This is a genomic window from Vibrio palustris (genome assembly GCF_024346995.1).
Taxonomy (GTDB): Bacteria; Pseudomonadota; Gammaproteobacteria; order Enterobacterales; family Vibrionaceae; genus Vibrio; species Vibrio palustris.
The window spans coordinates 1,830,098-1,856,603 of record NZ_AP024887.1 but is presented as its reverse complement, the minus strand read 5'-3'; the positions used below and the strand labels follow the sequence as shown (position 1 = coordinate 1,856,603).

Annotated in this window: 25 protein-coding genes; 12 read left to right on the top strand and 13 right to left on the bottom strand. The window is 45.5% G+C overall.

All coding sequences use genetic code 11. The features are described from left to right. Positions 1-85: 85 nt before the first annotated feature. Together dnaK and dnaJ are read left to right on the top strand one after the other, a co-directional pair. Entirely contained in the window at positions 86-1,999 is a 1,914-nt protein-coding gene (gene dnaK / locus OCU30_RS08740; RefSeq protein ID WP_077312118.1) for a molecular chaperone DnaK, read from the top strand. Positions 2,000-2,278: 279 nt separating this feature from the next. After that, positions 2,279-3,439 (top strand): molecular chaperone DnaJ, encoded by a 1,161-nt coding sequence (gene dnaJ, locus OCU30_RS08735; RefSeq protein ID WP_077312120.1) that lies wholly within the window; start codon positions 2,279-2,281, stop codon positions 3,437-3,439. Positions 3,440-3,576: 137 nt separating this feature from the next. Here dnaJ and OCU30_RS08730 read toward each other — a convergent pair whose 3' ends face one another. After that, entirely contained in the window at positions 3,577-4,002 is a 426-nt protein-coding gene (locus tag OCU30_RS08730) for a type IV pilin protein (protein ID WP_261821299.1), read from the bottom strand. Positions 4,003-4,082: 80 nt separating this feature from the next. Here OCU30_RS08730 and OCU30_RS08725 point away from each other — a divergent pair, with 80 nt between their 5' ends. From OCU30_RS08725 to OCU30_RS08710, 4 genes are read left to right on the top strand one after another with little or no spacing between them, the layout of a single operon-like run. Then, a complete protein-coding gene (locus OCU30_RS08725; RefSeq protein WP_077312125.1) occupies positions 4,083-4,595 on the top strand; it encodes a prepilin-type N-terminal cleavage/methylation domain-containing protein in 513 nt (170 codons plus the stop codon). Continuing rightward, positions 4,576-5,217, top strand: a complete 642-nt coding sequence (locus tag OCU30_RS08720) for a prepilin-type N-terminal cleavage/methylation domain-containing protein (protein WP_077312127.1) — start codon at positions 4,576-4,578, stop codon at positions 5,215-5,217. Before OCU30_RS08725 ends, OCU30_RS08720 begins: the two co-directional genes overlap by 20 nt. Next, positions 5,214-5,588 (top strand): hypothetical protein, encoded by a 375-nt coding sequence (locus tag OCU30_RS08715; RefSeq protein ID WP_077312129.1) that lies wholly within the window; start codon positions 5,214-5,216, stop codon positions 5,586-5,588. The genes OCU30_RS08720 and OCU30_RS08715 overlap by 4 nt, the downstream gene beginning before the upstream one ends. After that, on the top strand, positions 5,578-6,000 hold the full coding sequence (locus tag OCU30_RS08710; protein WP_077312131.1) for a type IV pilus modification PilV family protein: 423 nt from the start codon (positions 5,578-5,580) through the stop codon (positions 5,998-6,000). The genes OCU30_RS08715 and OCU30_RS08710 overlap by 11 nt, the downstream gene beginning before the upstream one ends. A 48-nt stretch (positions 6,001-6,048) precedes the next feature. Here OCU30_RS08710 and fghA read toward each other — a convergent pair whose 3' ends face one another. Next, positions 6,049-6,897 carry an S-formylglutathione hydrolase gene (gene fghA / locus OCU30_RS08705; RefSeq protein WP_077312133.1) on the bottom strand — a complete coding sequence of 283 codons (849 nt, stop codon included), beginning with the start codon at positions 6,895-6,897 and terminating at the stop codon, positions 6,049-6,051. A 46-nt stretch (positions 6,898-6,943) separates the two neighbouring features. Then, positions 6,944-8,071 carry an S-(hydroxymethyl)glutathione dehydrogenase/class III alcohol dehydrogenase gene (locus OCU30_RS08700; protein ID WP_077312135.1) on the bottom strand — a complete coding sequence of 376 codons (1,128 nt, stop codon included), beginning with the start codon at positions 8,069-8,071 and terminating at the stop codon, positions 6,944-6,946. A 132-nt stretch (positions 8,072-8,203) separates the two neighbouring features. On the opposite strand from OCU30_RS08700, the gene OCU30_RS08695 reads away from it, so the two are divergent. Both OCU30_RS08695 and tadA read left to right on the top strand, forming a co-directional pair. After that, positions 8,204-9,076 (top strand): LysR family transcriptional regulator, encoded by an 873-nt coding sequence (locus OCU30_RS08695; RefSeq protein ID WP_077312137.1) that lies wholly within the window; start codon positions 8,204-8,206, stop codon positions 9,074-9,076. A gap of 52 nt (positions 9,077-9,128) precedes the next feature. Continuing rightward, complete coding sequence (gene tadA, locus OCU30_RS08690) at positions 9,129-9,674, top strand: tRNA adenosine(34) deaminase TadA (protein WP_077312139.1); 546 nt, start codon at positions 9,129-9,131, stop codon at positions 9,672-9,674. Between the two features lie 594 nt (positions 9,675-10,268). Here tadA and mltF read toward each other — a convergent pair. Further along, a complete protein-coding gene (gene mltF, locus OCU30_RS08685; RefSeq protein WP_077312141.1) occupies positions 10,269-11,834 on the bottom strand; it encodes a membrane-bound lytic murein transglycosylase MltF in 1,566 nt (521 codons plus the stop codon). Between the two features lie 472 nt (positions 11,835-12,306). Here mltF and purL point away from each other — a divergent pair, with 472 nt between their 5' ends. After that, entirely contained in the window at positions 12,307-16,200 is a 3,894-nt protein-coding gene (gene purL, locus OCU30_RS08680; RefSeq protein ID WP_077312143.1) for a phosphoribosylformylglycinamidine synthase, read from the top strand. A gap of 398 nt (positions 16,201-16,598) precedes the next feature. Here the strand turns inward: purL and OCU30_RS08675 are convergent, their stop codons facing one another. The 6 genes from OCU30_RS08675 to OCU30_RS08650 all read right to left on the bottom strand — a co-directional run bounded on the left by OCU30_RS08675 (position 16,599) and on the right by OCU30_RS08650 (position 20,654). Continuing rightward, positions 16,599-16,790, bottom strand: coding sequence for a DUF4250 domain-containing protein (locus OCU30_RS08675; protein WP_077312145.1), 192 nt, complete (start codon positions 16,788-16,790; stop codon positions 16,599-16,601). Beyond that, entirely contained in the window at positions 16,790-16,996 is a 207-nt protein-coding gene (locus OCU30_RS08670) for a YaeP family protein (RefSeq protein ID WP_077312147.1), read from the bottom strand. The genes OCU30_RS08675 and OCU30_RS08670 overlap by 1 nt, the downstream gene beginning before the upstream one ends. A 197-nt stretch (positions 16,997-17,193) precedes the next feature. Next, positions 17,194-18,909: a proline--tRNA ligase gene (locus OCU30_RS08665; protein WP_077312149.1), complete on the bottom strand. Its 1,716-nt coding sequence runs from the start codon at positions 18,907-18,909 to the stop codon at positions 17,194-17,196. Between the two features lie 101 nt (positions 18,910-19,010). Further along, positions 19,011-19,706: a tRNA (N6-threonylcarbamoyladenosine(37)-N6)-methyltransferase TrmO gene (gene tsaA / locus OCU30_RS08660; protein ID WP_077313625.1), complete on the bottom strand. Its 696-nt coding sequence runs from the start codon at positions 19,704-19,706 to the stop codon at positions 19,011-19,013. Between the two features lie 208 nt (positions 19,707-19,914). Continuing rightward, entirely contained in the window at positions 19,915-20,364 is a 450-nt protein-coding gene (locus OCU30_RS08655; RefSeq protein WP_077312151.1) for a YaiI/YqxD family protein, read from the bottom strand. Beyond that, positions 20,361-20,654 carry a hypothetical protein gene (locus tag OCU30_RS08650; RefSeq protein ID WP_077312152.1) on the bottom strand — a complete coding sequence of 98 codons (294 nt, stop codon included), beginning with the start codon at positions 20,652-20,654 and terminating at the stop codon, positions 20,361-20,363. Before OCU30_RS08650 ends, OCU30_RS08655 begins: the two co-directional genes overlap by 4 nt. 745 nt (positions 20,655-21,399) lie before the next feature. On the opposite strand from OCU30_RS08650, the gene OCU30_RS08645 reads away from it, so the two are divergent. Beyond that, positions 21,400-22,023 carry a GNAT family N-acetyltransferase gene (locus OCU30_RS08645; RefSeq protein WP_077312154.1) on the top strand — a complete coding sequence of 208 codons (624 nt, stop codon included), beginning with the start codon at positions 21,400-21,402 and terminating at the stop codon, positions 22,021-22,023. On the opposite strand, the gene OCU30_RS08640 is transcribed toward OCU30_RS08645, so the two are convergent. Continuing rightward, the gene (locus OCU30_RS08640) at positions 21,959-22,270 is read right to left on the bottom strand and encodes a DUF3301 domain-containing protein (protein ID WP_077312156.1); all 312 of its coding nucleotides are present in this window, start codon (positions 22,268-22,270) and stop codon (positions 21,959-21,961) included. The genes OCU30_RS08645 and OCU30_RS08640 overlap by 65 nt on opposite strands. A gap of 14 nt (positions 22,271-22,284) precedes the next feature. Continuing rightward, on the bottom strand, positions 22,285-23,322 hold the full coding sequence (locus OCU30_RS08635; protein WP_077312158.1) for a DUF3549 family protein: 1,038 nt from the start codon (positions 23,320-23,322) through the stop codon (positions 22,285-22,287). A 176-nt stretch (positions 23,323-23,498) separates the two neighbouring features. Between OCU30_RS08635 and OCU30_RS08630 the strand changes: the two genes are divergently transcribed. Then, positions 23,499-23,807 (top strand): YqcC family protein, encoded by a 309-nt coding sequence (locus tag OCU30_RS08630; protein ID WP_077312160.1) that lies wholly within the window; start codon positions 23,499-23,501, stop codon positions 23,805-23,807. Next, the gene (truC, locus tag OCU30_RS08625; RefSeq protein ID WP_077312162.1) at positions 23,807-24,535 is read left to right on the top strand and encodes a tRNA pseudouridine(65) synthase TruC; all 729 of its coding nucleotides are present in this window, start codon (positions 23,807-23,809) and stop codon (positions 24,533-24,535) included. The genes OCU30_RS08630 and truC overlap by 1 nt, the downstream gene beginning before the upstream one ends. A gap of 89 nt (positions 24,536-24,624) precedes the next feature. Here the strand turns inward: truC and dxs are convergent, their stop codons facing one another. Further along, complete coding sequence (gene dxs, locus OCU30_RS08620; RefSeq protein ID WP_077312164.1) at positions 24,625-26,490, bottom strand: 1-deoxy-D-xylulose-5-phosphate synthase; 1,866 nt, start codon at positions 26,488-26,490, stop codon at positions 24,625-24,627. Positions 26,491-26,506 lie beyond the last annotated feature (16 nt).

Genomic DNA, 26,506 nt, shown 5'->3' with positions numbered 1-26,506 from the left:
TTTGTGAATCGGGTGCGAAACCCATTCTCAGTCCCCCATTTTGGGGAGTAACCAAACGAACATAGAATTATTCGGAGATAGCTCGATGGGTAAAATCATTGGTATTGACTTAGGTACTACAAACTCTTGTCTTGCAGTGCTAGATGGTGATCAACCACGCGTCATTGAAAACGCAGAAGGTGAACGTACTACTCCTTCAATTGTCGCTTACACAGATGGTGAAACACTGGTTGGTCAACCGGCAAAACGTCAAGCGGTTACTAACCCTCAAAACACGCTATTTGCAATTAAGCGTTTAATTGGTCGTCGTTTCGAAGACGAAGAAGTTCAACGCGATATTTCAATCATGCCTTACAAAATTGTTAAAGCTGACAATGGCGATGCATGGGTTGAAGCACGTGGCGAGCAAATGGCTGCACCGCAAGTTTCTGCAGAAATTCTTAAAAAAATGAAGAAAACCGCAGAAGACTTCCTAGGTGAAGAAGTGACTGGCGCAGTAATCACTGTTCCTGCTTACTTTAACGATTCTCAGCGTCAAGCAACGAAAGATGCGGGTCGTATCGCAGGTCTAGAAGTTAAACGTATTATCAACGAACCAACAGCAGCAGCATTGGCTTATGGTCTTGATAAGAAAGGCGGCGACCGCACTATCGCTGTGTATGACCTTGGTGGTGGTACATTTGATATCTCAATCATCGAAATTGATGAAGTTGAAGGCGAGAAAACATTCGAAGTATTGTCAACAAACGGTGACACTCACTTAGGTGGTGAAGACTTCGATAACCGTCTTATCAACTACTTGGTTGAACAGTTCCAAAATGAACAAGGCATCAACCTTAAACAAGATCCGCTAGCGATGCAGCGTCTAAAAGAAGCGGCAGAAAAAGCGAAGATCGAACTGTCTTCAGCGCAACAAACTGACGTAAACCTACCTTACGTGACTGCTGATGCGACAGGTCCTAAACACATGAACATCAAAGTGACTCGTGCGAAACTAGAGTCATTAGTTGAAGATCTTGTGCAACGTTCACTTGAGCCAATGAAAGTGGCACTTGCGGATGCTGATCTATCGGTTGGTGAAGTGACTGACGTTATCCTTGTTGGTGGTCAAACACGTATGCCAATGGTAAGCAAAGCAGTTGCTGACTTCTTCGGTAAAGATGCACGTCGTGATGTAAACCCTGATGAAGCCGTGGCGATTGGTGCAGCCGTTCAAGGTGGCGTACTAGCGGGTGATGTGAAAGACGTTCTTCTTCTTGACGTAACACCTCTGTCATTTGGTATCGAAACCATGGGCGGTGTGATGACGAAACTTATCGAGAAGAACACAACGATCCCAACAAAAGCGAACCAAGTGTTCTCAACAGCAGAAGATAACCAAAGCGCAGTAACGATTCACGTATTGCAAGGTGAGCGTAAGCAAGCGACTTACAACAAGTCTCTTGGTCAGTTCAACCTAGAAGGTATCAACCCTGCGCCACGTGGTGTGCCACAAATCGATGTGACTTTCGATTTGGATGCTGACGGTATTTTGAATGTGTCAGCGAAAGATAAAACTACTGGTAAAGAACAGAAAATCACGATCCAAGCTTCTGGTGGTCTAACTGACGAAGAAGTGGAAAAAATGGTTCAAGAAGCAGAAGCCAACAAAGAAGCGGACAAAAAGTTCGAAGAGTTAGCAACTGCACGTAACCAAGCGGACCAAATGATCCACGGTACTCGTAAGCAGATGGAAGAAGCAGGTGATGCTCTACCAGCTGAAGACAAAGAGAAAATTGAAGCTGCAATCACAGCACTTGAAACTGCTCGTAACGGTGAAGATAAAGAAGACATCGATGCGAAAGTTCAAGAACTTGTGACTGCGTCTCAAAAACTGATGGAAATCGCTCAGCAGAAAGCACAACAAGGTGCTGAAGCACAAGCTGGCGAGCAAGGTCAATCAGCTGAAGACGACGTTGTTGATGCTGAATTCGAAGAAGTGAACGACGAGAAAAAATAATCGTTAGTAAAACGAGACCTCAATAAGAATGTGCCTTTGGCACATTCTTTATAAAGGTTAGTTTTGCATTCACTTCAGACTCTCTTTTAAAGAGAGTTACGAATAAGATACGGGCGTTTGAGGTGACTCTAACGCCCGTATGCTGTCCACATCGTGTGGCTATAGATAAGGCGAAAGGATACGGTGAGCAAGCTCTTTAGAGAGTTTCGAGCTTTATCTATATCGATACAAACACCAAGCGGGCGAGCCCGTTTGTAGTAACAATTGGTGATCAAGAACATGTCAAAACGTGATTTTTACGAAGTATTAGGCGTCAGCCGCGATGCCTCCGAGCGCGACCTGAAGAAGGCTTATAAACGCCTTGCAATGAAGTTCCACCCAGACCGCAACCCTGGCGACGATGAGTCTGCTGTTAAGTTTAAAGAAGTAAAAGAAGCGTACGAGATTTTGACTGATCCGCAGAAAAAAGCGGCGTATGATCAGTATGGTCACGCAGCCTTTGAACAAGGTGGCGGCGGCGCTGGTGGCTTCGGCGGTGGCGGCTTTGGCGGCGGCGGTGCTGACTTTGGCGATATCTTCGGTGATGTGTTTGGTGACATCTTCGGTGGCGGTCGTCGTGGCGGCGGCGGTGGCTTCCGTCCACAGCGCGGTTCGGATTTACGTTACAACATGGAACTGACGCTTGAAGAAGCGGTTCGTGGTTGTGATAAAGAAATCGAAATTCCGACCTTAGTAGACTGTGAAGTTTGTGACGGTTCTGGTGCCAAGAAAGGTTCGCAGCCACAAACATGTGGCACCTGTCATGGACATGGCCAAGTGCAAATGCGCCAAGGTTTCTTTGCGGTACAGCAAGCGTGTCCAACGTGTGGTGGTAAAGGCTCAATTATTAAAGATCCATGTAATTCTTGTCATGGTGAAGGGCGTAAGCAAAAAACCAAATCACTTCACGTTAAGATTCCAGCAGGTGTCGACACGGGTGACCGTATTCGCTTATCTGGCGAAGGTGAAGCTGGCGAGCATGGTGCTCCAGCTGGTGATTTGTATGTTCAAGTCAACATTAAAGATCACGCAATCTTTGAACGTGATGGTAACAACTTACGTTGTGAAGTGCCGATCAGCTTTGGATTAGCAGCACTTGGTGGGGATGTTGAAGTTCCAACCTTGGATGGTCGCTTGAACCTGAAAGTGCCGGAAGAAACGCAAACTGGCCGTATGTTCCGTTTACGTGGTAAAGGTGTGAAAGGTGTTCGCGGTGGCCCTATCGGCGACTTAATCGTCAAACTGGTTGTTGAAACGCCAGTGAAGTTAGACGCGGATCAGAAAGAATTACTGCGTCAGCTTGAAGAATCTTTTGGTGGAGAAACAGGCAATAAACATAAGCCAAAATCAGATGGTTTCTTCAAAGGCGTTAAAAAATTCTTTGATGACCTAACGAGCTAATATCACGCTGATGTATTTGAAAAAGCCAACGCCAAGCGTTGGCTTTTTTTATGTCTTTTTGATGGGGGGGATTGGTTTTTCGCTTTAATGGTGTCGTTTATTATTATACAGCGATTCTTATTCTTACTACCATTCTACTACCAACACTCCTTAGGCATCTGTTCACCATTACTACGGAGTAATAGAGATCTATATTGGATCCCTTGGCAGGTGTCTTGTTTTTGCTTATTTTGTGGAAAGGCCGTAATTAAATAAGTATCAGTGTGTTGTTCGATATGGATTTGGTAAACATCAACGGGCGTGCGACAAAATGTATCACAGAGCCCTTGATTGGTGATGGCGTTAATGGCTTGCGATACGGAGAGTTGGCTATCAAGATAGAGCTGAATGCGCGCCATATCGATGATCACTTGCTGACGCTGGTTATTGAGTACATACCGAGTATATGATGGATAGGCGAGAGCACTTACTATCCCAATGATGCTTATCACCAGTAAAACTTCGAGCAATGTCATACCTTGCCTACGTATATCAGTGTACTTACTGAATATTTTTAGAATCATTTCCCACCTCTTTTTATGACGAGACGACTTAACCAATGTGCTTGATATTCTCATTACTTTACTCATTTTGAGGAAAGCATATGGCGATTTTTCGGGAGTTGCCTCGCGGAATGACGTTTATCGAGCTTGTGCTTGTCATTGCTATCATGGGAATTGCGTTATGTTTGACGCTGCCTTCATTCACTCGTGGTCAGCAATCAATGCAAGCCGCTCAATTAGCCGATGAGTTGGTGACTTTCTTAGCTACGGCGCAGCGCCTTGCCGACGAACGCCACCAAGATTTATTAATAAAAAAACACATGACTGGCTCGCAAGATGAGGATTGGCAATTACAGCTGACAACAAAATCATCATTGCTATCTCCTGCACTACTTGTGTTAGAAGGAGAGGGATTTTCCGATATTGATATTGCTCTGCGTTATACCCAGCAGCAAATATTGTTGGATGGTTTTCGCCATAAGCTAAGCAATGGCCATATTAAAATTATCGATAGTGAAGGTGTGGAGCGTTTACGCGTTGTGACTTCATACAGTTCAGGACGAATTCGCGTATGCGCTCAGGCGGGGGCAGGTCATGTTTATCCATCGTGTTAACCAACAAGGTTTTTCTTTATTAGAGCTGCTTGTCGCATTAACACTCGGTAGCGCTATCATCGGCAGTCTTAGTCGTTTATTCGTACAGCTAGAGCGTAGCGTTCAGCAGCAGCAACAAGCGCAACAGCTTCATCAACAAACGGCTGCGATTGTTGAATCGATAGCACTTGAATTACGGCGAGCGGGCTATCACCGCCACCAAGGGCTCATTGCGACTTTTGCCGGCGAGACGCTGAGTGTCGTCACTTCACAGCATGGATCTGCGCTCGGTATTATTTATCAACTTCCGCCGAGCCAAGACACGGCCGAATACCTGCATATGGTTTATCGTTATCAAGCGTCTGAGCAGCAATTGCTGTTATGTGAAAGTTTGTCCATCTCCCCAGCTACGATGGCTAAAGTTATGCGTTCGACAAGATCTGAGCCGTGTTATCAAGTGGTAGACCCTTTGCAATATCGAGTAACCGCTTGGTTTGCCGATAACACAACCTTCGTTTTAGAATCCGGAGCGTTAGTGCAAGAGGTGTCGGTTAGCGTAACTTTGCAATCGCAGATGAGTGATATTCCGACCGACACTCAGCAGATAACTCGTATGGTACTGAATGGCGGATATTTGCGATGATAAAAAATAACCAGCAAGGCGCAGCCCTATTGCTAGTGGTCATTGTATTACTGAGTTTCATGCTCACTATCAGCCTAGCGCGCTACCGTGCACAGTGGTATCAGGCGAAACAAATGAAACAGCATATTATGGTTAGCCAGCATCGATGGCACGCTCGCGGCGCGGCAGAGTGTGCGATATCGGAAGTATTCAGGCGCTCTTCTGGAATCATAAATCGGTGTCAGGGGGTTACTGCTGCAGAGATAAGTATTGATAAACACGATGCTCTTTGGAGCATCCACAGTCAGTCTGGACAGCAACAAGTTTGGAGTGATGTCGTTTGGTTATCCGGTGAGCCTCATCGTTTAGCAGGCAGCTATTATGAGCCTTAATGGAGTCCGAACCTCTGGCATCAGTTTGCTTGAAGTGTTGGTCGTGATGGTGATTATGTCGATGTCCACTCTGGGGCTGTTAGCGTTACACCAACAGATATCTCAGGCAGCTCACCTTACTGAGCAATCGCTAAAAGCCGAGCAACTAGCGACTCAGCAGTTGGTGCAATGGCAAAAAAAGTCGCTCACCGCTGACTCTGGAGTACCTTGGCAAGATGGTGCGAAACAAACGGGAGAATACGATATGCAGTGGTGGGTGACGCAGCCGATTAATCTAGACAGTTATTTGATTAAGCTCGAAGTGAGTTGGGAAAGTGCAGAGGAAGATAAACGCTATTCATTACACTTTATGACGATATATACGTACGTTGGCCTCTCGATGATAACCGCGCCAGAGGTATTGACTGATTAATAACAAAAAAGCCTGCTAAAACTAGCAGGCCGAAAAACAAACCGTGGATTAATCGTTGAGCAATTGGCTGGCATGGAACGCCAAGTGATCATTGATAAAGGTTTGAATAAAAAAGTAACTATGGTCATAACCAGGCTGTATGCGTAGCTCTAGAGGAACGTTATTCTCTTTTGCTGCTTGCTGCAAAGTCTCTGGCTTTAGTTGATCATCAAGGAAACCGTCAGCATCACCTTGATCAACAAGGATCGGTGTGGTGACGTTATGCGCTTTGATAAGTTCAACGGCATCGTATTCTTTCCACAGAGCTTTATCTTCACCTAAGTAGTGACGAAACGCTTTTTCTCCCCAAGGCACGATGCTTGGGTGACAAATCGGACTAAATGCTGAAATAGATGCATATTTTTCAGGGTTTTTGATGCCGATCGTTAATGCACCATGGCCACCCATACTGTGACCAGCAACCGAGCGTTTACTCGTTACTGGGAAATTAGCTTCAATCAGGCCCGGCAACTCATCAACCACGTACGAATACATTTGGTAATGTGTTTTCCACGGTTCTTGAGTGGCATTGAGATAAAATCCCGCACCCAGACCAAAGTCATAACTTTGGTCTACATCATCCGGTACAGCTTCGCCTCGTGGGCTGGTATCCGGTGCCACAATCGCAATGCCTAACTCTGCCGCTTTTTGAAAAGCCGCTGCTTTTTGCATAAAGTTCTCATCCGTGCACGTTAAGCCAGACAACCAGTACAATACTGGAACTGGTTGCGCGGCAGATGCGTGCGGCGGCAGAAAAATAGCAAAACGCATATCACAGTGTAAAACCGATGAAGTATGTTGGTATTGCTTATGCCAGCCATTAAAGACTTTGGCTTGGCTTACATTAGTCAAATCCATGACGACTCCTCAGGCGGCGTTAATAACGCCGCCGTAGTATGCATAATTAAAAGTGAATAACAGAACGAATGCTTTCGCCTTTATGCATGAGTTCGAATGCTTCGTTGATATCTTCGAGCTTCATCGTATGAGTAATGAATTCTTGTAGACCAAATTCACCAGCCATATAACGCTCAACAATTTCTGGAAGCTCAGAGCGGCCTTTAACGCCACCGAAAGCGGAGCCACGCCATACACGACCAGTTACTAGCTGGAATGGACGAGTTGAGATTTCTTTACCGTGACCTGCAACACCAATGATGACAGATTCACCCCAGCCTTTATGGCAACACTCTAGCGCTTGACGCATTACGTCAACATTACCGATACATTCGAATGAATACTCAACGCCACCGTCGGTCATTTCTACAATGACGTCTTGGATTGGCTTATCGAATTTTTGTGGGTTAATACATTCAGTGGCGCCGAGTTTCTTGGCGAGATCAAATTTACGCTCATTGATATCAATACCGATGATCTGTTTCGCACCCGCCATACGAGCACCAATAATCGCCGATAGACCAATTCCGCCTAGGCCAAAGATGGCAACATTATCACCTTCTTGAACGTTCGCTGTTTTTGTTACCGCGCCCATACCGGTTGTTACGCCACAACCCAGTAAGCACACTTCTTCTAGCGGTGCTTCTTTACTGACTTTCGCCAGTGAAATTTCTGGAAGTACCGTGTATTCAGAGAACGTTGAACAGCCCATGTAGTGGAAAATAGGCTCGCCATCTTTATAGAAACGCGTGGTGCCATCTGGCATCAGGCCTTTACCTTGTGTCGCGCGTACCGCTGAACATAGGTTGGTTTTACCTGATAGACACATTTTACATTCACCACATTCGGCAGTGTAAAGAGGGATAACATGGTCACCGACTTCTACATGTGTCACGCCTTCCCCAACCATTTCAACAACACCACCGCCTTCATGGCCGAGGATTGATGGGAAAACACCTTCAGGATCTTCACCTGATAGCGTGAAGGCATCAGTATGGCAGACGCCAGTTGCGATGATTTTTACAAGCACTTCGCCTTTACGTGGCAACATAACATCCACTTCTTCCATCTTAAGTGGTTGATTTGGCCCCCACGCAACAGCAGCGCGAGATTTAATAAATTTATCCTGAGACATTAGTGTTTTCCTTATTAAGTGATGTGTACTTTACAGCTTATTCACAATATTAGGCAGTATAGTCGATTCCATTTAAAAGATAATTAGGGCAAAATAATAATTACTTTTACAATATTGTAATAATTGGGTGCTATGGCGAATTGGGAAGGCGTAAATGAATTTGTGACGGTAGCGGATACGGGCAGTTTTACTCAGGCAGCGCTACGTCAATCAACCTCAGTGGCGAATATTAGCCGACGCGTTAATGCGCTAGAACAGCGTTTAGGGGTAAAACTCTTGCTAAGAACGACACGACGCGTGTCATTGACTGAAGCAGGTCAGCTGTATTATCAATATTGTCGTTCTTTGGTTGAAGGCCTTGCTGAGGCGGAGTTAGCCGTCACGCAAATGCAAGCAACACCTAAAGGGAAAGTTAAAGTCACCGCTCCAGTCACGTTTGGTGAGTGGAAGATTGCGTTGTTATTACAAGACTTCCTACAGCTTTATCCAGAGTTAGAACTTGAGTTAGTACTGACTAATCGTAAGCTAGATTTAGTGGCTGAACATATTGATGTTGCGATTCGCTTAGGGCAGCTTGACGACTCTAGCTTTATTGCACGCAAGCTCTGTGATCGCCAATTGTATGTGTGTGCAACGCCACAATACTTGTCTAAGATGGGGGTTCCGCATACTTTATCTGAACTACAAAATCATCAATGCTTGGTTGGTACTCACGATCATTGGCGGTTCAACGTTGGTGGGAATTCACGTACCGTGAAAGTGAGTGGCCGCTTATCGTGTAATAGTGGTTTTGCTTTGTTAAATGCTGCCTTAAAAGGGATGGGGTTAGTCCAGTTACCTGATTACTATGTCCGTCCATATTTACGTACGGGTGAATTAGTAGAAGTATTGGATGGCTCCAAAACCGATAGAGAAGGGGTATGGGCATTATATCCGGAGAATCGGTTATTATCCCCTAAAGTGCGATTATTGCTTGATTACCTCTCAGACAATCTAGAGGTGTAGCTTTAACAGAGATTGGTTATAATGCGCAGCCCAATAATGAAGGTACCCCAGTATGACGGACTCTGACACCGCATTTAGTGAACAAGACCAGCAATTTATGCAGCGTGCAATGCAACTTGCCCATCAAGCGGAGCTGGCTGGAGAAGTGCCAGTGGGGGCGGTATTGGTGAAAGACGGGGTAATCATCGCGGAAGGTTGGAATCGCTCGATCAGCGACCACGATGCTACCGCTCATGCTGAAATTCAAGTGATTCGTCAAGCTGGGCAAGTCCTCAATAATTACCGCTTATTAGAGACAACGTTGTATGTCACATTAGAGCCATGCCCAATGTGCGCCGGCGCGCTATTGCATAGCCGAGTAAAGCGGATTGTCTATGGCGCACCAGATCTCAAGGCTGGCGCAGCGGGCACAGTATTAAATTTGTTTGAAAATGATGCAGCATATCATTATGCGTGTGTTGAATCTGGCTTATTGGCTGACGAATGCCGTGCACAGCTACAGGCATTTTTTAAGCGTCGTCGTAAAGAAATTAAAGCTAAAAAACAACAAGAGCAAATGCGGCTAGGATTAAGCCAAAACTCTGAGAACAAACAATAAGACAGGTTGTTTATCTTGGTATGAGTATCTTGGTATGAGTATATGGGGGGATGTGCAAACACCTGTATCCATCTCCTCGATGTTGATGTTTGCACTGCGGTGATTAACAACTCATAAGGACATAAGAGTTGTGACGCTCGAAAATTTTACGTTTGTTATTCGTTTGCATTCTACGGCGTCGGTTAGCAGCTGTTGCTTGTTTTTTGAATAATTTTGATTGTTTACGTTTCAACATAAAACAACCTCCTATACGTCTAATTTCATCTATATTGATCTCTTCTCGCGTCTTGGCGCGTTCTTGTTTGCTTGATTTTTTGAATCAATCCGCCGTGATATGCCAAGTAAAGCCATGATGCGTTTAGTCGTGTTTGTTTGCATAAATCGAAGCATTCATCAAACAAAAAACGACATGCACATCATTGCTGCCATCGTCGACATATCAATGAGATGATGAGTTGAGATAAAGGGTATCTGCGGTTAATCACACGTTCTCAGCATTGGAGTATGACCCTTGCTATGACGAGAACTTTCTACTGTTTTAGGGCTTTTCAGTAGAAAGATCAAGTGATAATTTCGTGACGACACAGACCCGTTTTATTGTTTCTCTGCTTGGCTCACAGTTTTAGGATGAGCGGCGTCTTTATCATTGTCCGTGTCCGTGTCCGTGTCTGAATTGTCATCTTCAAGATCTTCAGGTAGTGGTGTCACGTCGATGACTTTTAAATCGTCAGTATTACTATCACTTGAAATGATAGTGTTTTGCTCTAAGTGGCCAACAATACTTTGATAGTAGCGTCGAATGTTTTCGACATAGACTAAGGCTTCATCACCACGAGCATAGCCATAAGTCGTATGAGTAAAGTACTTCTTCTGACGTAATTGTGGTAATCGGTCTTTGACATCCCCCCAGGAATTTGGATCACCGCCTTGCTCACGTGTTAAACGTCGCGCATCCATCATATGCCCATATCCTACGTTGTAGGAGGCGAGTGCAAACCAAATCTTTTCATGTCGAGAAATAGAATCTGGTATACGGTTGACCATTCGGTCTAAATACTTGACGCCACCACGGATCGATTGTTCTGGGCTTAAACGGTTTCTGACTCCAACACTACGAGCCGTAGGTAAGGTTAACATCATCATGCCACGCACTCCCGTCGGCGATTTAGCGCGCGGGTTCCAATGTGATTCTTGGTAAGCTACAGCCGCTATTAAGCGCCAATCAAAATCACCAGAATACTTTTTAAATAGTGGCGTCCATTTGGGTAAACGGCTATCTAAAGCACGAATAAAAGCCCGTGTATCAACATAGTCAAAGGTGCCAATGTGACCAATGTATTTTTCTTCGATCGAGGCGAGATAGCCGGATTGTTTTAAATCACCGAAAAACTCAATCATTAATGCGTATAAGCTTTCATCATCTGAACGCCGCATAAACCATGAGATTGGTTGATCTTCTGTCATCTCAAACGCGACAGCTAAATTTGGATAAATACGTTGTGCGAGTGACACTTGTACGGAATCGGCGACGGTAAACTGTAAATCTTTTTTCGATACTTGGCGTAATAAATCGTTGATATCACTATTTTTATCGACTTTAAATTCAAAACCTGGATGACTATGTTGAATATCCGCGAGGGTTTTTTCAAAGTGTGAGTCTTTGACGACATGAATGACGGATGCGTCATCTTGATTTTGTTTAAGCTGAGCTTGATGGCGAATTAACTGATTGATGTTTCTTGGGCGCCATTGGCCTTTACGGTAGATCAACTGTTGTGACACGTAGTAATAAGCTGGCCCGGCACGAAAATGCTTTAAGCGTTGCTCTGATTGACTTAACCCTGCAGCGATAATATCTATTTCACCGTTTTTTAGCGCAGGAAACAGGCTTGCGAGGCGGTAGGCCGGTTTAATCTCTAATTTGACCCCGAGCTCTCGGGCAAACTCACGGGTCAGTTCATAGTCTAGGCCGGCAGGCCCATCTGGACCAATATAATACGACAATTGGTTATTTAAAGTTCCTACGCGCAAAACGCCGCGTTCGCGGATTTGGTCCAATTCGCTTTTTGGCTCTGAATCAATTTGGCAGCCGGATAGAATGACTGAAAAAAGCATTAAGGCTAGGCAGCGTTGCAAAGTGTTGGAGAAGAGCGTTGTCATGAATTTGAGATCTCTCGCGGCTAATATGGACTTTATATCAAAGTCGGCTCATTTGGCAAAGTTCTGACAATTCAATACGCCAGATATGTTCCACCATTATACCAATTCACTGAAATTTTTGTGATTTTCTCAAACATTTTGTGCCAAGCCCCGTGAATAGTGATGATAGCGGTATGTAAGCGCGATTTTTACTAGGAATATTGCGGTTTATAACCTTCAACTCTTTGCCATTTTGCTACCCCATATCAAGGGGGTTATAAATGCAGCAAAATGGGTGGATTTCAAACTTCAGCAAAAAAATGACGCAAACGGTTGCTTTTAGTGTTACGTCACAAAAAAAAATCCTCTATAATGCACCGCATTCAACGAGGTTAAATCGCGATTTAGTTCAATAAAAAATAATAAACAACTGTTTTTTATTGAATTTATTCCGATTTCTATCACACTCACTAGTCAATAGAGACCTAAGCACATGAGAATTTTGCGTGGTTCCCCAGCTCTTTCTGAGTTTCGTGTACAAAAGTTACTTGAAACTTGTCGTGAACAACAGCTCCCTGTCACTGAAATCTATGCTGAGTTTATGCACTTTGCTGAGCTCAATGCTGATCTTGCTGATCAAGAAGTAGAAAAGTTAGCCAAACTGCTGACCTACGGCCCAACGATTCAAGAGCATGAACCGCAAGGCTTACGTCTACTTGTTACACCTCGCCCTGGTACTATCTCTCCTTGGTCGTCAAAAGCAACGGATATTGCCCATAACTGTGGGTTAAGTGCTGTTGAGCGTTTAGAGCGTGGTACGGCTTATTATGTGACGTGTGAAACGGCTTTGTCAGAAGCACAAGAAGTGACACTTAAAGAATTACTTCACGATCGCATGATGGAAGTGGTTTTCAGTGATTTTTCTCAAGCAGAAGCATTATTTCGTCACGCCGAGCCAGCACCTTTAACCCCAGTCGATATTCTTGCTGGTGGGCGTGCGGCGCTTGAAGAAGCGAACGTTTCTCTTGGTTTAGCGCTGGCGGAAGATGAAATCGATTATTTGGTTGAAAGCTTCATTACGCTGGATCGTAACCCAACGGATATTGAGTTGATGATGTTTGCGCAGGCGAACTCTGAGCATTGCCGTCATAAAATCTTTAATGCCGATTGGACGATTGATGGTGAGAAACAAGATAAATCCTTGTTCAAAATGATTAAAAACACCATGGAGATGCATCCAGATTACGTGCTTTCAGCGTATAAAGATAATGCCGCGGTCATGGAAGGCTCGAAAGTCGGCCGTTTTTTTGCTGATTCTAAAACGGGTCAATATGGTTACACTCATGAAGATGCTCACATTTTGATGAAGGTGGAAACGCATAACCACCCAACGGCCATTTCACCATGGCCAGGAGCATCGACTGGTTCCGGCGGTGAGATTCGTGATGAAGGCGCGACAGGGATTGGCGGTAAACCGAAAGCTGGGTTGGTTGGCTTTACGGTTTCTAACTTACGTATTCCTAATTTTGAGCAGCCATGGGAAAGCGATTTTGGTAAACCAGGTCGTATTGTTAACGCGTTAGATATCATGCTGGAAGGCCCATTAGGTGGCGCTGCGTTTAACAACGAATTCGGTCGTCCAAATTTATTAGGTTACTTCCGTACTTACGAAGAAAAAGTCACATCGCATGCCGGTGAAGAAATTCGTGGTTACCACAAGCCAATTATGATTGCTGGTGGTATGGGCAACATCCGTGATAATCATGTTCAGAAAAAAGAGATTCCTGTCGGTGCGAAACTGATTGTATTGGGTGGCCCTGCCATGAACATTGGTTTGGGCGGTGGCGCTGCGTCGTCGATGGCATCAGGCCAATCTGCCGAAGATCTTGATTTTGCTTCAGTGCAGCGTGAAAACCCAGAAATGGAACGCCGCTGTCAGGAAGTGATTGACCGCTGCTGGCAGATGGGCGATGACAACCCAATCGCCTTTATTCACGATGTTGGAGCGGGTGGTATTTCTAACGCGCTCCCTGAGTTGGTTGATGATGGTAATCGCGGTGGCCGTTTCCAATTACGTGATGTACCCAATGATGAACCGGGTATGACTCCGCTAGAAATTTGGTGTAATGAATCGCAAGAACGTTATGTAATGGCGGTAGCACCAGAGCATATGGATTGCTTTGATGCGATTTGTCAGCGTGAACGAGCGCCTTATGCGGTTGTGGGTGAAGCAACAGAAGAGCGTCACCTTACTTTGGAAGATTCGCATTTTGATAACACGCCAATTGATATGCCAATGGAAATCTTACTGGGTAAAGCGCCGAAAATGTCGCGCGAGGCGAAAACATTGAAAGTCGATAGCCCTGCGATTAACCGTGCCGGTATTGAGATCAATGATGCTATTAATCGCGTCTTACGTTTGCCGGCTGTCGCTGAAAAAACCTTCTTAATTACGATTGGTGACCGCTCTGTGACCGGGTTAGTCGCTCGTGATCAGATGGTCGGGCCGTGGCAGGTTCCCGTTGCAAACTGCGCGGTGACTGCGGGCAGCTACGATACCTATCATGGTGAAGCAATGTCGATGGGCGAGCGTACACCAGTGGCACTGCTTGATTTTGGTGCTTCGGCGCGTTTAGCGGTTGGTGAGTCTTTGACTAACATTGCGGCAACGGCGATTGGTGATATTAAGCGTATCAAATTATCCGCGAACTGGATGTCTCCCGCTGGTCACCCAGGTGAAGATGCAGGCTTATATGAAGCAGTGAAAGCGGTCGGTGAAGAGTTATGCCCAGCGCTTGGTTTGACTATCCCAGTCGGAAAAGACTCAATGTCGATGAAGACCAAATGGGAAGAAAACGGCGAGCAAAAAGAAGTGACATCGCCACTATCGCTTGTGATGACAGCGTTTGCTCGTGTTGAAGATGTTCGTCAAACGGTCACTCCTCAGCTGCGCACAGATAAAGGCGCTTCACAGCTTATCACTATCGATTTGGGGAATGGCAAAAACCGGCTTGGTGCAACAGCATTGGCACAAGTGTACAAACAGCTAGGTGATAAGCCTGCTGATGTAGACAGTGCCGAGCAATTGAAAGGTTTCTTCGATGCGATGCAAGAGCTCGTCATGCATGATCGCGTGATCGCTTATCATGATAAAGGCGATGGCGGCTTGTTTGTGACATTGGCAGAAATGGCGTTTGCGGGACACTGTGGTATTACCGCGGATATTGGCGAGCTTGGCGATGATGCGTTAGCGGCGCTCTTTAACGAAGAGCTAGGCGCGGTAATTCAAGTGCTTGATAGTGACGTTGAGGCAGTAAAAGCCACCTTTGCACAACACGGTTTGAGTGCGTGCTCGTATGTTATCGGTACGGTGAATCCATCCGATGAATTCGTGATTACTCAAGGCAGCAACGTGATAGTTGAACGCTCTCGTACGGAGCTACGTACTATCTGGGGGGAGACCACTTATGAGATGCAAGCTCTGCGTGATAATCCGGTGTGTGCCAAACAAGAGTTTGATGCGAAGAAAGACAACAGTGACCCGGGTCTAAACGTTTCATTGTCATTTGATGTGAAACAAGACATTGCTGCGCCTTATATTGCCAAAGGCGCGAAACCGCGTATGGCCGTATTGCGTGAGCAAGGAGTTAACTCGCATGTTGAAATGGCTGCCGCCTTTGACCGAGCAGGGTTCGAAGCGCAAGATATCCATATGAGCGATATTTTGACAGGTCGTGCGGTACTGGATGAATATCAAGGACTCGTGGCGTGTGGTGGTTTCTCTTATGGTGACGTGTTAGGCGCGGGTGAAGGCTGGGCTAAATCCGTCTTATTTAACGCACAAGCACGTGAACAGTTCGAACGCTTCTTCCAGCGTGATGAGACTATTTCTTTGGGAGTTTGTAACGGTTGTCAAATGCTGTCTAACCTCAAAGATTTGATCCCAGGCGCTGACTTATGGCCGCGTTTTGTGCGCAATGAGTCTGAGCGTTTTGAAGCACGTTTTTCATTGGTTGAAGTGCAAAAGTCGGACTCTGTTTTCCTTGATGGTATGGCTGGTTCACGTATGCCAATCGCGGTATCTCACGGTGAAGGTCGTGTTGAGGTGCGTGATACAGATCATCTACAAGCCATTGAGCAGTCTGGCACGGTAGCGTTGCGTTTCGTTGATAACTTGGGGAATGCAACTCAGCAATACCCGAATAACCCAAATGGTTCACCTAATGCGATTACTGGTCTAACGACAGATGATGGCCGTGTGACGATTATGATGCCGCACCCAGAACGTGTTTTCCGTACGGTAGCGAACTCATGGCACCCTGATGAATGGGGCGAGAACAGTGCGTGGATGCGTATGTTCCAAAATGCACGTAAGCAGCTTGGTTAAACCTTTAGGTTGAATACATCCGGTTATGGATGACCGAGCAAGCCAGTGATACCAAACAAAGCCCTGCGATCTGCGCGGGGCTTTTTTATGTCTGTCAATCAGGATAATTATAAGAAGATGACTGCGAGTTTGCTTCCGTAATCAAGGAATAAACTGAATAAATGCAACACGTTATGACATATATCAAGGTTTCTAGGATAAGAAGAATACACAATGTATTGAGCACAGGGTTGAATCGTAGAATGATAAGCTGTGCACTATCTACCTATCGTTAGATATGAGATAGGGGGAGGCTCCGCCTGATACTTGAGTAACGTATCAGGCGGTTTTTTTTGATTATTTATGTCTAGAGACGTTTCACTAAAGTCATCGTGTTAATTCACATCGACATTTAAGGATTAACGAAATTGCCCAACGTCAGGGAGGAACTCAAAGCCTGCTGCCGCAAGCTTGTCGATGAGCGTTTGACGATCCAGATCAAATGAAGTAACTAGCTTATCGAGATCCCCATCAAAATCATCACGCAGTTTAGTATTGATTAAGCTAAACAGTAGGATTGGATCCATGTTGGCATAATTATCAAGATTCATTACGCATCCTCAAAATCGGAAATTAATAAATTAGCTGCTGCAAACGCTGCGCGTTCACGCGTGGTTTGATCCAGTGTGTCATCTGCGGCGATATCATTCAATGCTTTGAGCGCACACCCAATCGCTTTCGGAATATACCCCTGATCGCCACTGCCAATTTGAGCGTACAGCTCTCGGACTAAGTCACAACAATCATAAACTTGCATATTTTTTTCCTTAACTGATAATCTCTCTCAACTATACCTAAGCTTACCTTGATAACAAGTTCAGCATATTGCGCTATCCCAAACAATCGTGCGTTAAAGTGGGTAATGATTGCCCCTGAGGCAAACCGCAGAGGAAAAAAAAGGCCGACATTGTCGGCCTTAAAATCATGGGTATATCGTCGTCGCTATCATGGTCATTAAGCGATGAGAGACTGAAGGTGTTCAACCATGTTTTCCATCGTAACCGGCGCTTTTTCACCCGTACGACGGTTTTTATATTCAAAGTTGCCTTCGTCCATACTACGGTCACCAATAATGACGGTGTGTGGTACCCCGATCAGTTCCATATCTGAGAACATGACGCCTGGACGTTCTTTACGATCGTCAAACAGCACTTCAATACCAGCGGCGGTCAGTTCAGCATACAGTTTTTCAGCCGCGTCTTTTACACGTTCTGATTTATGCATGTTCATTGGTACGATAGCCACTTGGAAAGGAGCGATGGCATCTGGCCATGTAATACCAAATTTATCGTGGTTTTGTTCAATAGCCGCGGCCACAACCCGGGTGATACCAATACCGTAACAACCCATTTCCATCACTTGGCTCTTACCATCAGGACCGAGGACGGTCGCTTTCATTTTCTCTGAGTAGTTGTTACCCAATTGGAAAATATGACCCACTTCGATACCACGTGTCAGTTGCAACGTTCCTTGACCACATGGGCTAGGATCGCCTTCAACCACGTTACGAATATCGGCCACTTGACCTAATTCAACATCACGACCCCAGTTAATCCCGAAGTAATGTTGACCGTCAATGTTCGCGCCAGCACCAAAATCGCTCATAACCGCAACAGAGCGGTCAACGATTAATGGAACGGTTAGACCGACTGGGCCGAGTGAGCCAGGACCTGCGCCAACGATGGCGCGAATGTCAGCTTCTTCTGCCATTTCAAGCGGCGTAGCAATTTCTGGTAAATGTTCCGCTTTCACTTCGTTAAGCTCATGGTCACCACGGACCATCAGAGCCACGATTGGCGCTTCTACTTCATCAGAGGCTTTAAAGAATAAGGTTTTCACGGTTTTCTCGATAGCGATACCGTGTTGGCTTACCAAGTCAGCAATGGTTTTGGCATTGGGGGTCGCTACCTGCGTCATCTCTTGTGTTGGCGCATCGGCTTGAGCTTGTGGTGCTAGCGCTTCTGCTTTTTCGATGTTGGCCGCGTAGTCAGAGTCGGTTGACGATGCAATCAAATCTTCGCCGCTTTGTGCCAATACATGGAACTCGTGAGAACCACTGCCCCCAATTGAGCCTGTATCTGCCAACACTGGGCGGAAATCTAAGCCCATGCGGTTAAATACGTTACAGTAAGCCGTGTGCATTTCTGCGTAGGTTTCTTGCAGGCTGTCTTTGTCTAGGTGGAACGAGTACGCATCTTTCATGATGAATTCGCGTGAACGCATTACACCAAAGCGTGGACGAACTTCATCACGGAATTTGGTTTGGATTTGAAACAGGTTCATCGGAAGCTGTTTGTATGAGCGTATTTCGTTACGCACCATGTCAGTGATCACTTCTTCGTGCGTTGGACCCAGTACAAACGAACGGTCATGACGGTCAGCAATACGCAACAGCTCGGGACCGAATTTTTCCCAGCGACCGGTTTCTTGCCAGAGCTCAGAAGGCTGAACCACGGGCATCAATGTTTCAACAGAGCCCGCATTGCTCATTTCTTCACGAACAATGTTTTCGACTTTACGCAAGACGCGTAGACCGGTAGGAAGCCAAGTATAAAGACCTGAAGCTAACTTACGGATCATACCTGCACGCAACATAAGCTGGTGGCTCGTGATCTCTGCGTCGTTTGGCGTCTCCTTCAGGGTAGAAAGAAGATATTTACTGGTACGCATTTATGGTATCCATTATTCAAAGTGGAATGGAGTTGCCGCAATGTTCATCGTTGCAACAAATACAATTATTTTCCCGTAATGATATCAGTCAAATGGCCTTGTCAAAAGGGTTCTATTGCGGTTACGCGCACGAAGTTGTCCATAACGATGAATTTGACATTTAAACTGTACAAATTTACCGCATATTGTTTGTCGTCTGGTTTGTTTTTCTTATAAGCAGGCCGAGGGTCTTGGGCGAGTACCTGCTCGATGACCTTTTGTATCGTTTGTCGCTCCGGGAGCGAATGCAAAGCCAATTGGGCGTGTTCACTAAACGTAACGGGTAAAGTGAGTGGTTCAGAGTCGGCGTAGCCACCTTGTGCTGAGGCGATGGCATCAGAATAGGGAATATAGGGTTTTATATCGATAATTGGTGTACCGTCGACCAAATCGACACTACCGACATCAATGTAATGCTGTTCACCAACCTGAGTGATACCGTTGAGTTGTACTGCTGACATACCTATCCCGTTGGGGCGAAATGTCGATCTTGATGCGAATACTCCGATGCGTTCATTTCCCCCCAAACGCGGCGGGCGTACGGTCGGTTTCCATCCTTTTGCTAGATTTTGATCAAATAAAAACAGTAGCCATATATGACTAAATTGTTCGATGCCGCGCACAGATTCAGCACAATTAAGCTCACCGTCTAACCGTATACGTGCGTTTGCCGCAGGCACAAGACGTGGCTGACGAGGCACTGCAAATTTTTCTTTGTAAGGACTTTCTATCCAACCGATAGGGGCGATGTTATGCATAAGAGAGACAATAATAAATGATAAATTGCGGAGTAAAATAGCACACATCTGATGGTAAATCTGTGTGCTTTAACATCAGTATCACGAGGAGAAAGTGTGATATTCGTGCGTGAGTCGGACATCTTGGTTTGAGCACATAGCAGCGAGTGTGCGAGGAGTGGTGACTCGATTAAATCACCACTCACAGAAAACAGATCGCGGCTAAATATTAGCGTCGGCGTTTGGCAAGTAGTCGATCCAGTTGATTGGCGAACTCACGACGATCGGCTTGTGATAATCCCGCGGGGCCTCCAGTTTGAATGCCGCTAGAGCGCATCGTATCCATGAAATCGCGAATATTGAGCCTCGCGCCAATGGTTTCTTTGGTATACAGCTCACCACGCGGGTTGAGCGCCTGTACGCCTTTGGCAATCAATTCGGCGGCAAGCGGAATATCGGCAGTAATGACTAAATCACCAGCGTCTGCTCGTTGTACGATTTCATTATCGGCGACATCAAACCCACTTTGTACTTGCAAACGATGGATATTATGACGCGTTGGTAGCGGGATCGCGTGGTTAGCGACAAAAGTACATGAGACTCCTGTTCTTTCGGCGGCGCGGATTAAAGTGTCGCGAATCACTTTAGGGCAAGCATCGGCGTCGACCCAAATTTTCATGATGAGTGTTCCGTTAGTTGCTGTTCGAGCTGAGTCAGTCGCTGGGTTAAATCCGCCACTTGTTGCTCTAATTGTATGATACGTTCATCAGCCGTAGCGCTATTGGCCATCACTTCGACTTTGGGAACATGAGCACTCGCTTTCCAGCGACGAATGGCACTGATCAAGGCTGGCATTGGGACGGATGTAGTTAAGCGTGTTTTGAGTATAGCAACGCTCGGTTTTTTTCCTTCTCGCTCTAATTGCATGAAAATCTGTTGCAGCTCGTCTGAAACATCTTTAGTCAACATGGTGACTCCTTATGGTGATAGCTCTGTCTATGATAAATACAAATGCTCTCTAGCAAAAGTAGATTCTTACTGTAAGAGATCTCTCACAGTGCTTGTAAGAAAATGAGAGTACAGAACGAGGTTTTATCGCATATAATTATCTATCCATATGATATATAAGGTTTTTGTTTTTATGGTATAAAAATATGGTAAGAATATTCGTTCTACCCCGTTGTATCTATAGCCTAAAGGGGTAAATTTAACGGGTCGGAAGGAAACGATTTAGAATCATTGCTTTGGATAGGCTGCTTCAGGGTGAAGCGACAATGGCGGGAGTTCATTGTGAAAGGGCATTTAGGCCACGCGCAAGGATTCGATGATGTAGCAGGATGGCTCATCAGCAGGGATTGAATCAGGACGATGTGCAGGATGCTCGGACACCATCAGGATGATGGCAAGGACACCGCTTACGGAACAAGTGATGAACGCGTCTCAGGATAGAGCACGCACGAAGGAATCTTAGGACACCGCTAAGCTGGCGATGTAGGGATTAGGCATAGGGAAACGCCACTATTATGGATGATGCATGGAGCAACATAAGCGGCCGGAATGCTGCGAGTAAGGATAAGGCCCCGATACTTTTGTGTCGGGGCTTTTCTTGGTTATAAAAACGCACTGTGCTCCAAAATACTGGTCAATAAAAATAACGACTTAAAAAGTATTTGATAGACAGATAGATGAGTCATGTACCGTGTGAGCAAGACTCATGATAAGAACCACACAACCATGGTGTGTGTTCGATTGGCTTTGGTGCCATCGTATTGAAGAACAAGGATTGTCCGTGACGATAGTAACCCGCAGGATGCTTTTAGTGCCTTATATTGAGGCGTTAGAGTCAGAATTTCTTTTATTGAATTGCTGTACCCAAAATCGTGCATTCATGAATGGCCCGTTAACGGTCTCCCTCGCACGGAATGCTTTTCAACGTTTTTTATATCAGCCTGATGCTCAAGCTATGGCGGTACTCAATAATGTCACCCGTGAATATATGGGGCATATGAGTTTGGACATGATAGGAGAGCACGTCGCAAGCTTAACGTGTATCTTTGATAAGTTATCATGGGGAAAAGGTTATGCCAGTGAGGCCATTAATGCTTTTTTACCGCATATATGTCAGCAAAAGCAGATAAACACCGTGATGATGAATATTCCAGTTGACCATCACGTTGGCTTACACCTAGTGAAAAAGTTAGGTTTCACCCAAAAAGCCCATATTATGGATGACTTTTTGGGTGATTATTATCAGTTTGAATGGCACTCAGAGATTAATCCGATGGCGGTAAATGATGTGGTGGCACATAGAGCTGTTGCGAACGAAAGCCATTCATAATTAAACGACCTTGGTAGCAATCATCCCCTAATGCAGAGAATTCGAATAAGTAGGTAGAATTCCAGCGCCACTGACCTTGTGGTGTGCGTAGCCGATGATGAGCAAAGGCAATACTGACCACTTGTAAGTTCATTTGTGCACATTTTTGCTCGATAATACGGCGCGCCAGTTCAGACTGGCGACGCTGTTGCCAAAAGATAAACCCAACCATGGCTGTTATCAGTATGCCGAATAATCCTGTTTTCATTCGCGGTCTCTTTTCTATGCTTTCGCAGAGCGTTGTAATTCAATCAGTGCGGCAGACAATTCTGGTGATGGGCTGGTGTGCAGTAATGGCAGTAGCACCATACGTAAGCTAGGTAACATTACGAGATCGGCAAATAACTGATTGAAGAGATCTTGGTTGCCAGTTTGTGCGAGGCGCAATAAAAAGCGTTGTGCTCGGGTGCCATCAGCAAGGATATGCCATGAACGTCCCGCTAAACCAATTAATACTTCCTGATGACTTAACTCTGCACTGGCAAGTAAAGTGTCCGTTAACTGTGCTAAATCTTGAGTAGGCGCTCCGGCGAGTGCTCGTACTAATGCTGAGATAAAGAAGATATCCGGTTGACCACTCTCTATCTGCTCATTGGCTAATTCAACTAAACGCTCGGCCAATTTTTCTGGTAATTCTATATGCTCTAAGGCGCCGAGTAAGGCATAGAGAGGCGGTGTTGGTAAGTGTGTGATTGCTTTACGTAATAGAACGCCATTTTGTTCTTGGTTGATACGAGCACACATATCGGTAATGCCTTGCAGTCCGACGGTTTGCCAATTCTCCCAGCCTAAATTTCCCGTAAAGTAACACTGGGCATGCTCATAGTATTGGCTGCATGACAGCGATAATTGAGCGCGAATAACACTATGGAACATGGCCATTTTGTCATCGTTGGGTTTAAAGGTGTATGGGTTATTGGTTAACTTTTGTTGTTGTTCTTCAGTTAACTCATTATTCAAACGAGCGCCCATTGCTTCCAAAACATACTCAATGAATTGCGTGACATGTGGTTGTTGTAATAGACCGCGTTCATCGAGTTCAAATTTTAAAAACCAAATCCATGGTTGTTTGGTTTCATCCCAATACGCGATGGCGAACTGAGCGCTGCGCTGTACAGGGTATGGGTAAGGTTGACTCCCAGCTTCAATTGACTCAAATTTTGAGTTATCAATGGCTTGAATGCGTCGGCCGAGATCGAAAATAGCGTATTGATTGCCACTCGTTTGCAGCATCTTACTTAGCGTTTGGATGGTTTCCATGGAATTATAGGGTCCTGCAGGTGTTTACTGTCGTTATAGTACCTGATTCAGAGGAGAGAACAAAATGATCTCCATCCATTGCAATTCTTCACCAAACTCATACTATGCGCACTTTGCTAAACCACATGACGCGTATTTGCGTGTTTGCGTATCCATAAATATCATTTAGGTAGTGAATGAGTAACAATTTCGGTGAACTAACGACATTACTGCAAGAGCTTGAGTTTGAATTAAAACGGACCGAGTTATGGCAAACGACGCCACCTCCAGTTGAGGCATTGCAGAGTCAACAACCTTTTTCTGTCGACACTTTAGGCCCCCATGAATGGCTACAATGGGTATTTTTACCACAGATGAAGGCGTCACTAGTACAAGGCTGTCCCCCGAGTGGCTTTGCTATCGCACCGTATTTTGAACAAGTTTGGCCATACCAAAACCGATCACTATTACGGGTGTTAGTTCAGATAGATGAGGTCTGTCAGTAATGGTTGAATTGGAAATTTTGTATCGTGATGAGTATTTTATTGCGGTCAATAAACCTTCTGGGATGTTAGTCCATCGCACATGGCTCGATCGCCATGAAACCCAGTTTGTGATGCAGACCTTACGCGACCAAATCGATCAGCATGTGTATCCGGTACACCGTTTAGATCGTCCAACGTCTGGTGTTTTGATGTTTGCGTTGTCTAGTGAAGTGGCACGAGAAGTCATGCCACTCTTTGCTCAGCATGCGATTCAAAAAACCTATCATGCGGTCGTGCGCGGTTGGATAGACGAAGGTGGGATTTTGGATTATCCATTAAAAGAAGAACTGGATAAAATCGCGGATAAACGAGCAACGGATAACACCGAAGCGAAAGAAGCCATTACTCATTATCAGCCATTGGCACAGGTTGAAGTCCCATATTCGACTGGGCGCTTTCCAACGACTCGTTATGGCCTTGTTGAGCTTAAGCCGCAGACGGGGAGAAAACATCAGTTGCGTCGCCATATGGCGCATTTAAGGCATCCGATAGTGGGTGACACCCGGCATGGAGAAGGGCGACACAATCGTTTATATCGTGACAAGTATAATGTACACCGATTAATGTTACATGCCACTCACTTTGTTTTTGACCATCCTTACCATAAACACCGCGTGTCGATCAGCGCCGGTTTTGATAGCACATGGACCGAGTTATGTGACGCGTTAGGGTGGTCATTGCCGCAGTAGCGGCACTATATTGCCTGTTTTATCAATGAGTCAAACATAAAAAAGCTCAGAAAATTCTGAGCTTTTTTATTGCTAATGTCTGGCGAGAACTATTTTTCGAGATAGCTACGAATCGAGGCTTCAATGCCGGTCGCGTCGAGACCTAATTCAGCATATAGCTCTTCTTGGGTGCCTTGTGCGACAAAATGGTCTGGTAACCCTAATGTTAGCACTGGCAATAAGCATTTCTCTTGCATTAAATATTCAATCACCGCAGAACCTGCGCCACCAGTAATGGTGTTTTCTTCCAAGGTAACGAGTACATCGTATTGCTGTGCTAATTCCAGAAGTAAGTCTTCATCGAGTGGCTTAACAAAGCGCATATCGGCGACCGTCGCATTCAAGTTCTCTGCTGCTGCCATGGCTTCTGGTAAAAACGTACCAAAGTTTAGGATAGCCACTCGTTCCCCTTCTCTAACCAGACGGGCCTTACCAATATCTAACTGAGTAAAGTCTTGTACGATTGGCACACCACAGCCAGAGCCACGCGGGTAACGCACCGCACTCGGCCCTTGATGGAGATGACCGGTATAAAGCATTTGACGACATTCGTTTTCATCAGAAGGTGTCATGATGGTCATATTCGGGATACAACGCATAAAGCTGATATCAAACGCTCCTTGGTGAGTTTGACCGTCCGCGCCAACTAAGCCGGCGCGATCGATCGCAAACATCACAGGCAAATTCATAATGGCGACATCATGAATCAGTTGATCATAGCCACGTTGTAAAAACGTCGAGTAAATCGCGACGATAGGGTGATAACCACCAATTGCCATCCCTGATGCTAAGGTGACCGCATGTTGCTCAGCAATGGCGACATCAAAGTATTGGTTGGGAAACTCTTTGGAGAACTTCACCATACCAGAGCCTTCACGCATCGCCGGAGTGATCGCTAGAAGCTTAGGATCTTGCGAGGCCATATCGCATAGGAAGTCCCCAAAAATGGCCGAGAATGTCGGCTGACTAGAGGATTTCTTCGGTAATGTTTCTTGGTTTGGGTCAAATTTAGGTACCCCGTGATAACCAATCGGATCTTTTTCTGCAGGCTCGTAGCCTTTTCCTTTGGTTGTCATGACATGTAAAAACTGTGCGCCTTTTAAATCGCGCATGTTTTTCAATGTTTTGATGAGTTCTAATACATCGTGACCATCGACTGGACCAATATAATTAAAGCCTAGCTCTTCAAATAACGTACCGGGCACCACCATGCCTTTTAAATGCTCTTCAGTACGACGAACTAATTCTTTAATCGGCGGCAAACCTGACAGAACCTTTTTGCCACCCTCACGCAGTGAGGTGTAGACATTGCCAGATAACAGCTGAGCAAGGTGATTATTCAGCGCGCCAACATTTTCTGAAATCGACATTTCATTATCGTTCAACACGACCAACATGTTGGGATTGATACCACCTGCATGGTTCATGGCTTCAAACGCCATCCCGGCAGTAATTGCGCCATCACCAATGACACTGACGACTTTGCGGTTCTTTCCTTCATGCTCGGCTGCAATCGCCATCCCTAAACCAGCACTGATCGACGTCGAAGAGTGGCCGACTGATAAAGCGTCATATTCACTTTCTTCGCGCCAAGGGAAGGGATGTAAGCCATCTTTTTGGCGAATGGTGCTCATTTGTTCACGACGACCCGTTAAAATCTTATGCGGATAAGCCTGATGGCCAACATCCCACACTAAATGATCATTAGGTGTGTCGTAGACATAGTGCAACGCGACAGTCAATTCAACCGTCCCTAAACCTGAAGCAAGGTGACCACTGGATTGACTGACTGAGTTTAATAAGTACGTACGTAACTCATCACAAAGCTGAGGCAAGACCTCCTTTGGTAGGCTACGTAAGTCAGTCGGTGTGTTAACGAGAGCTAACGTTGGATATTTTGAAATATCAAGAGTCATAGTTATGCGCGCTTAT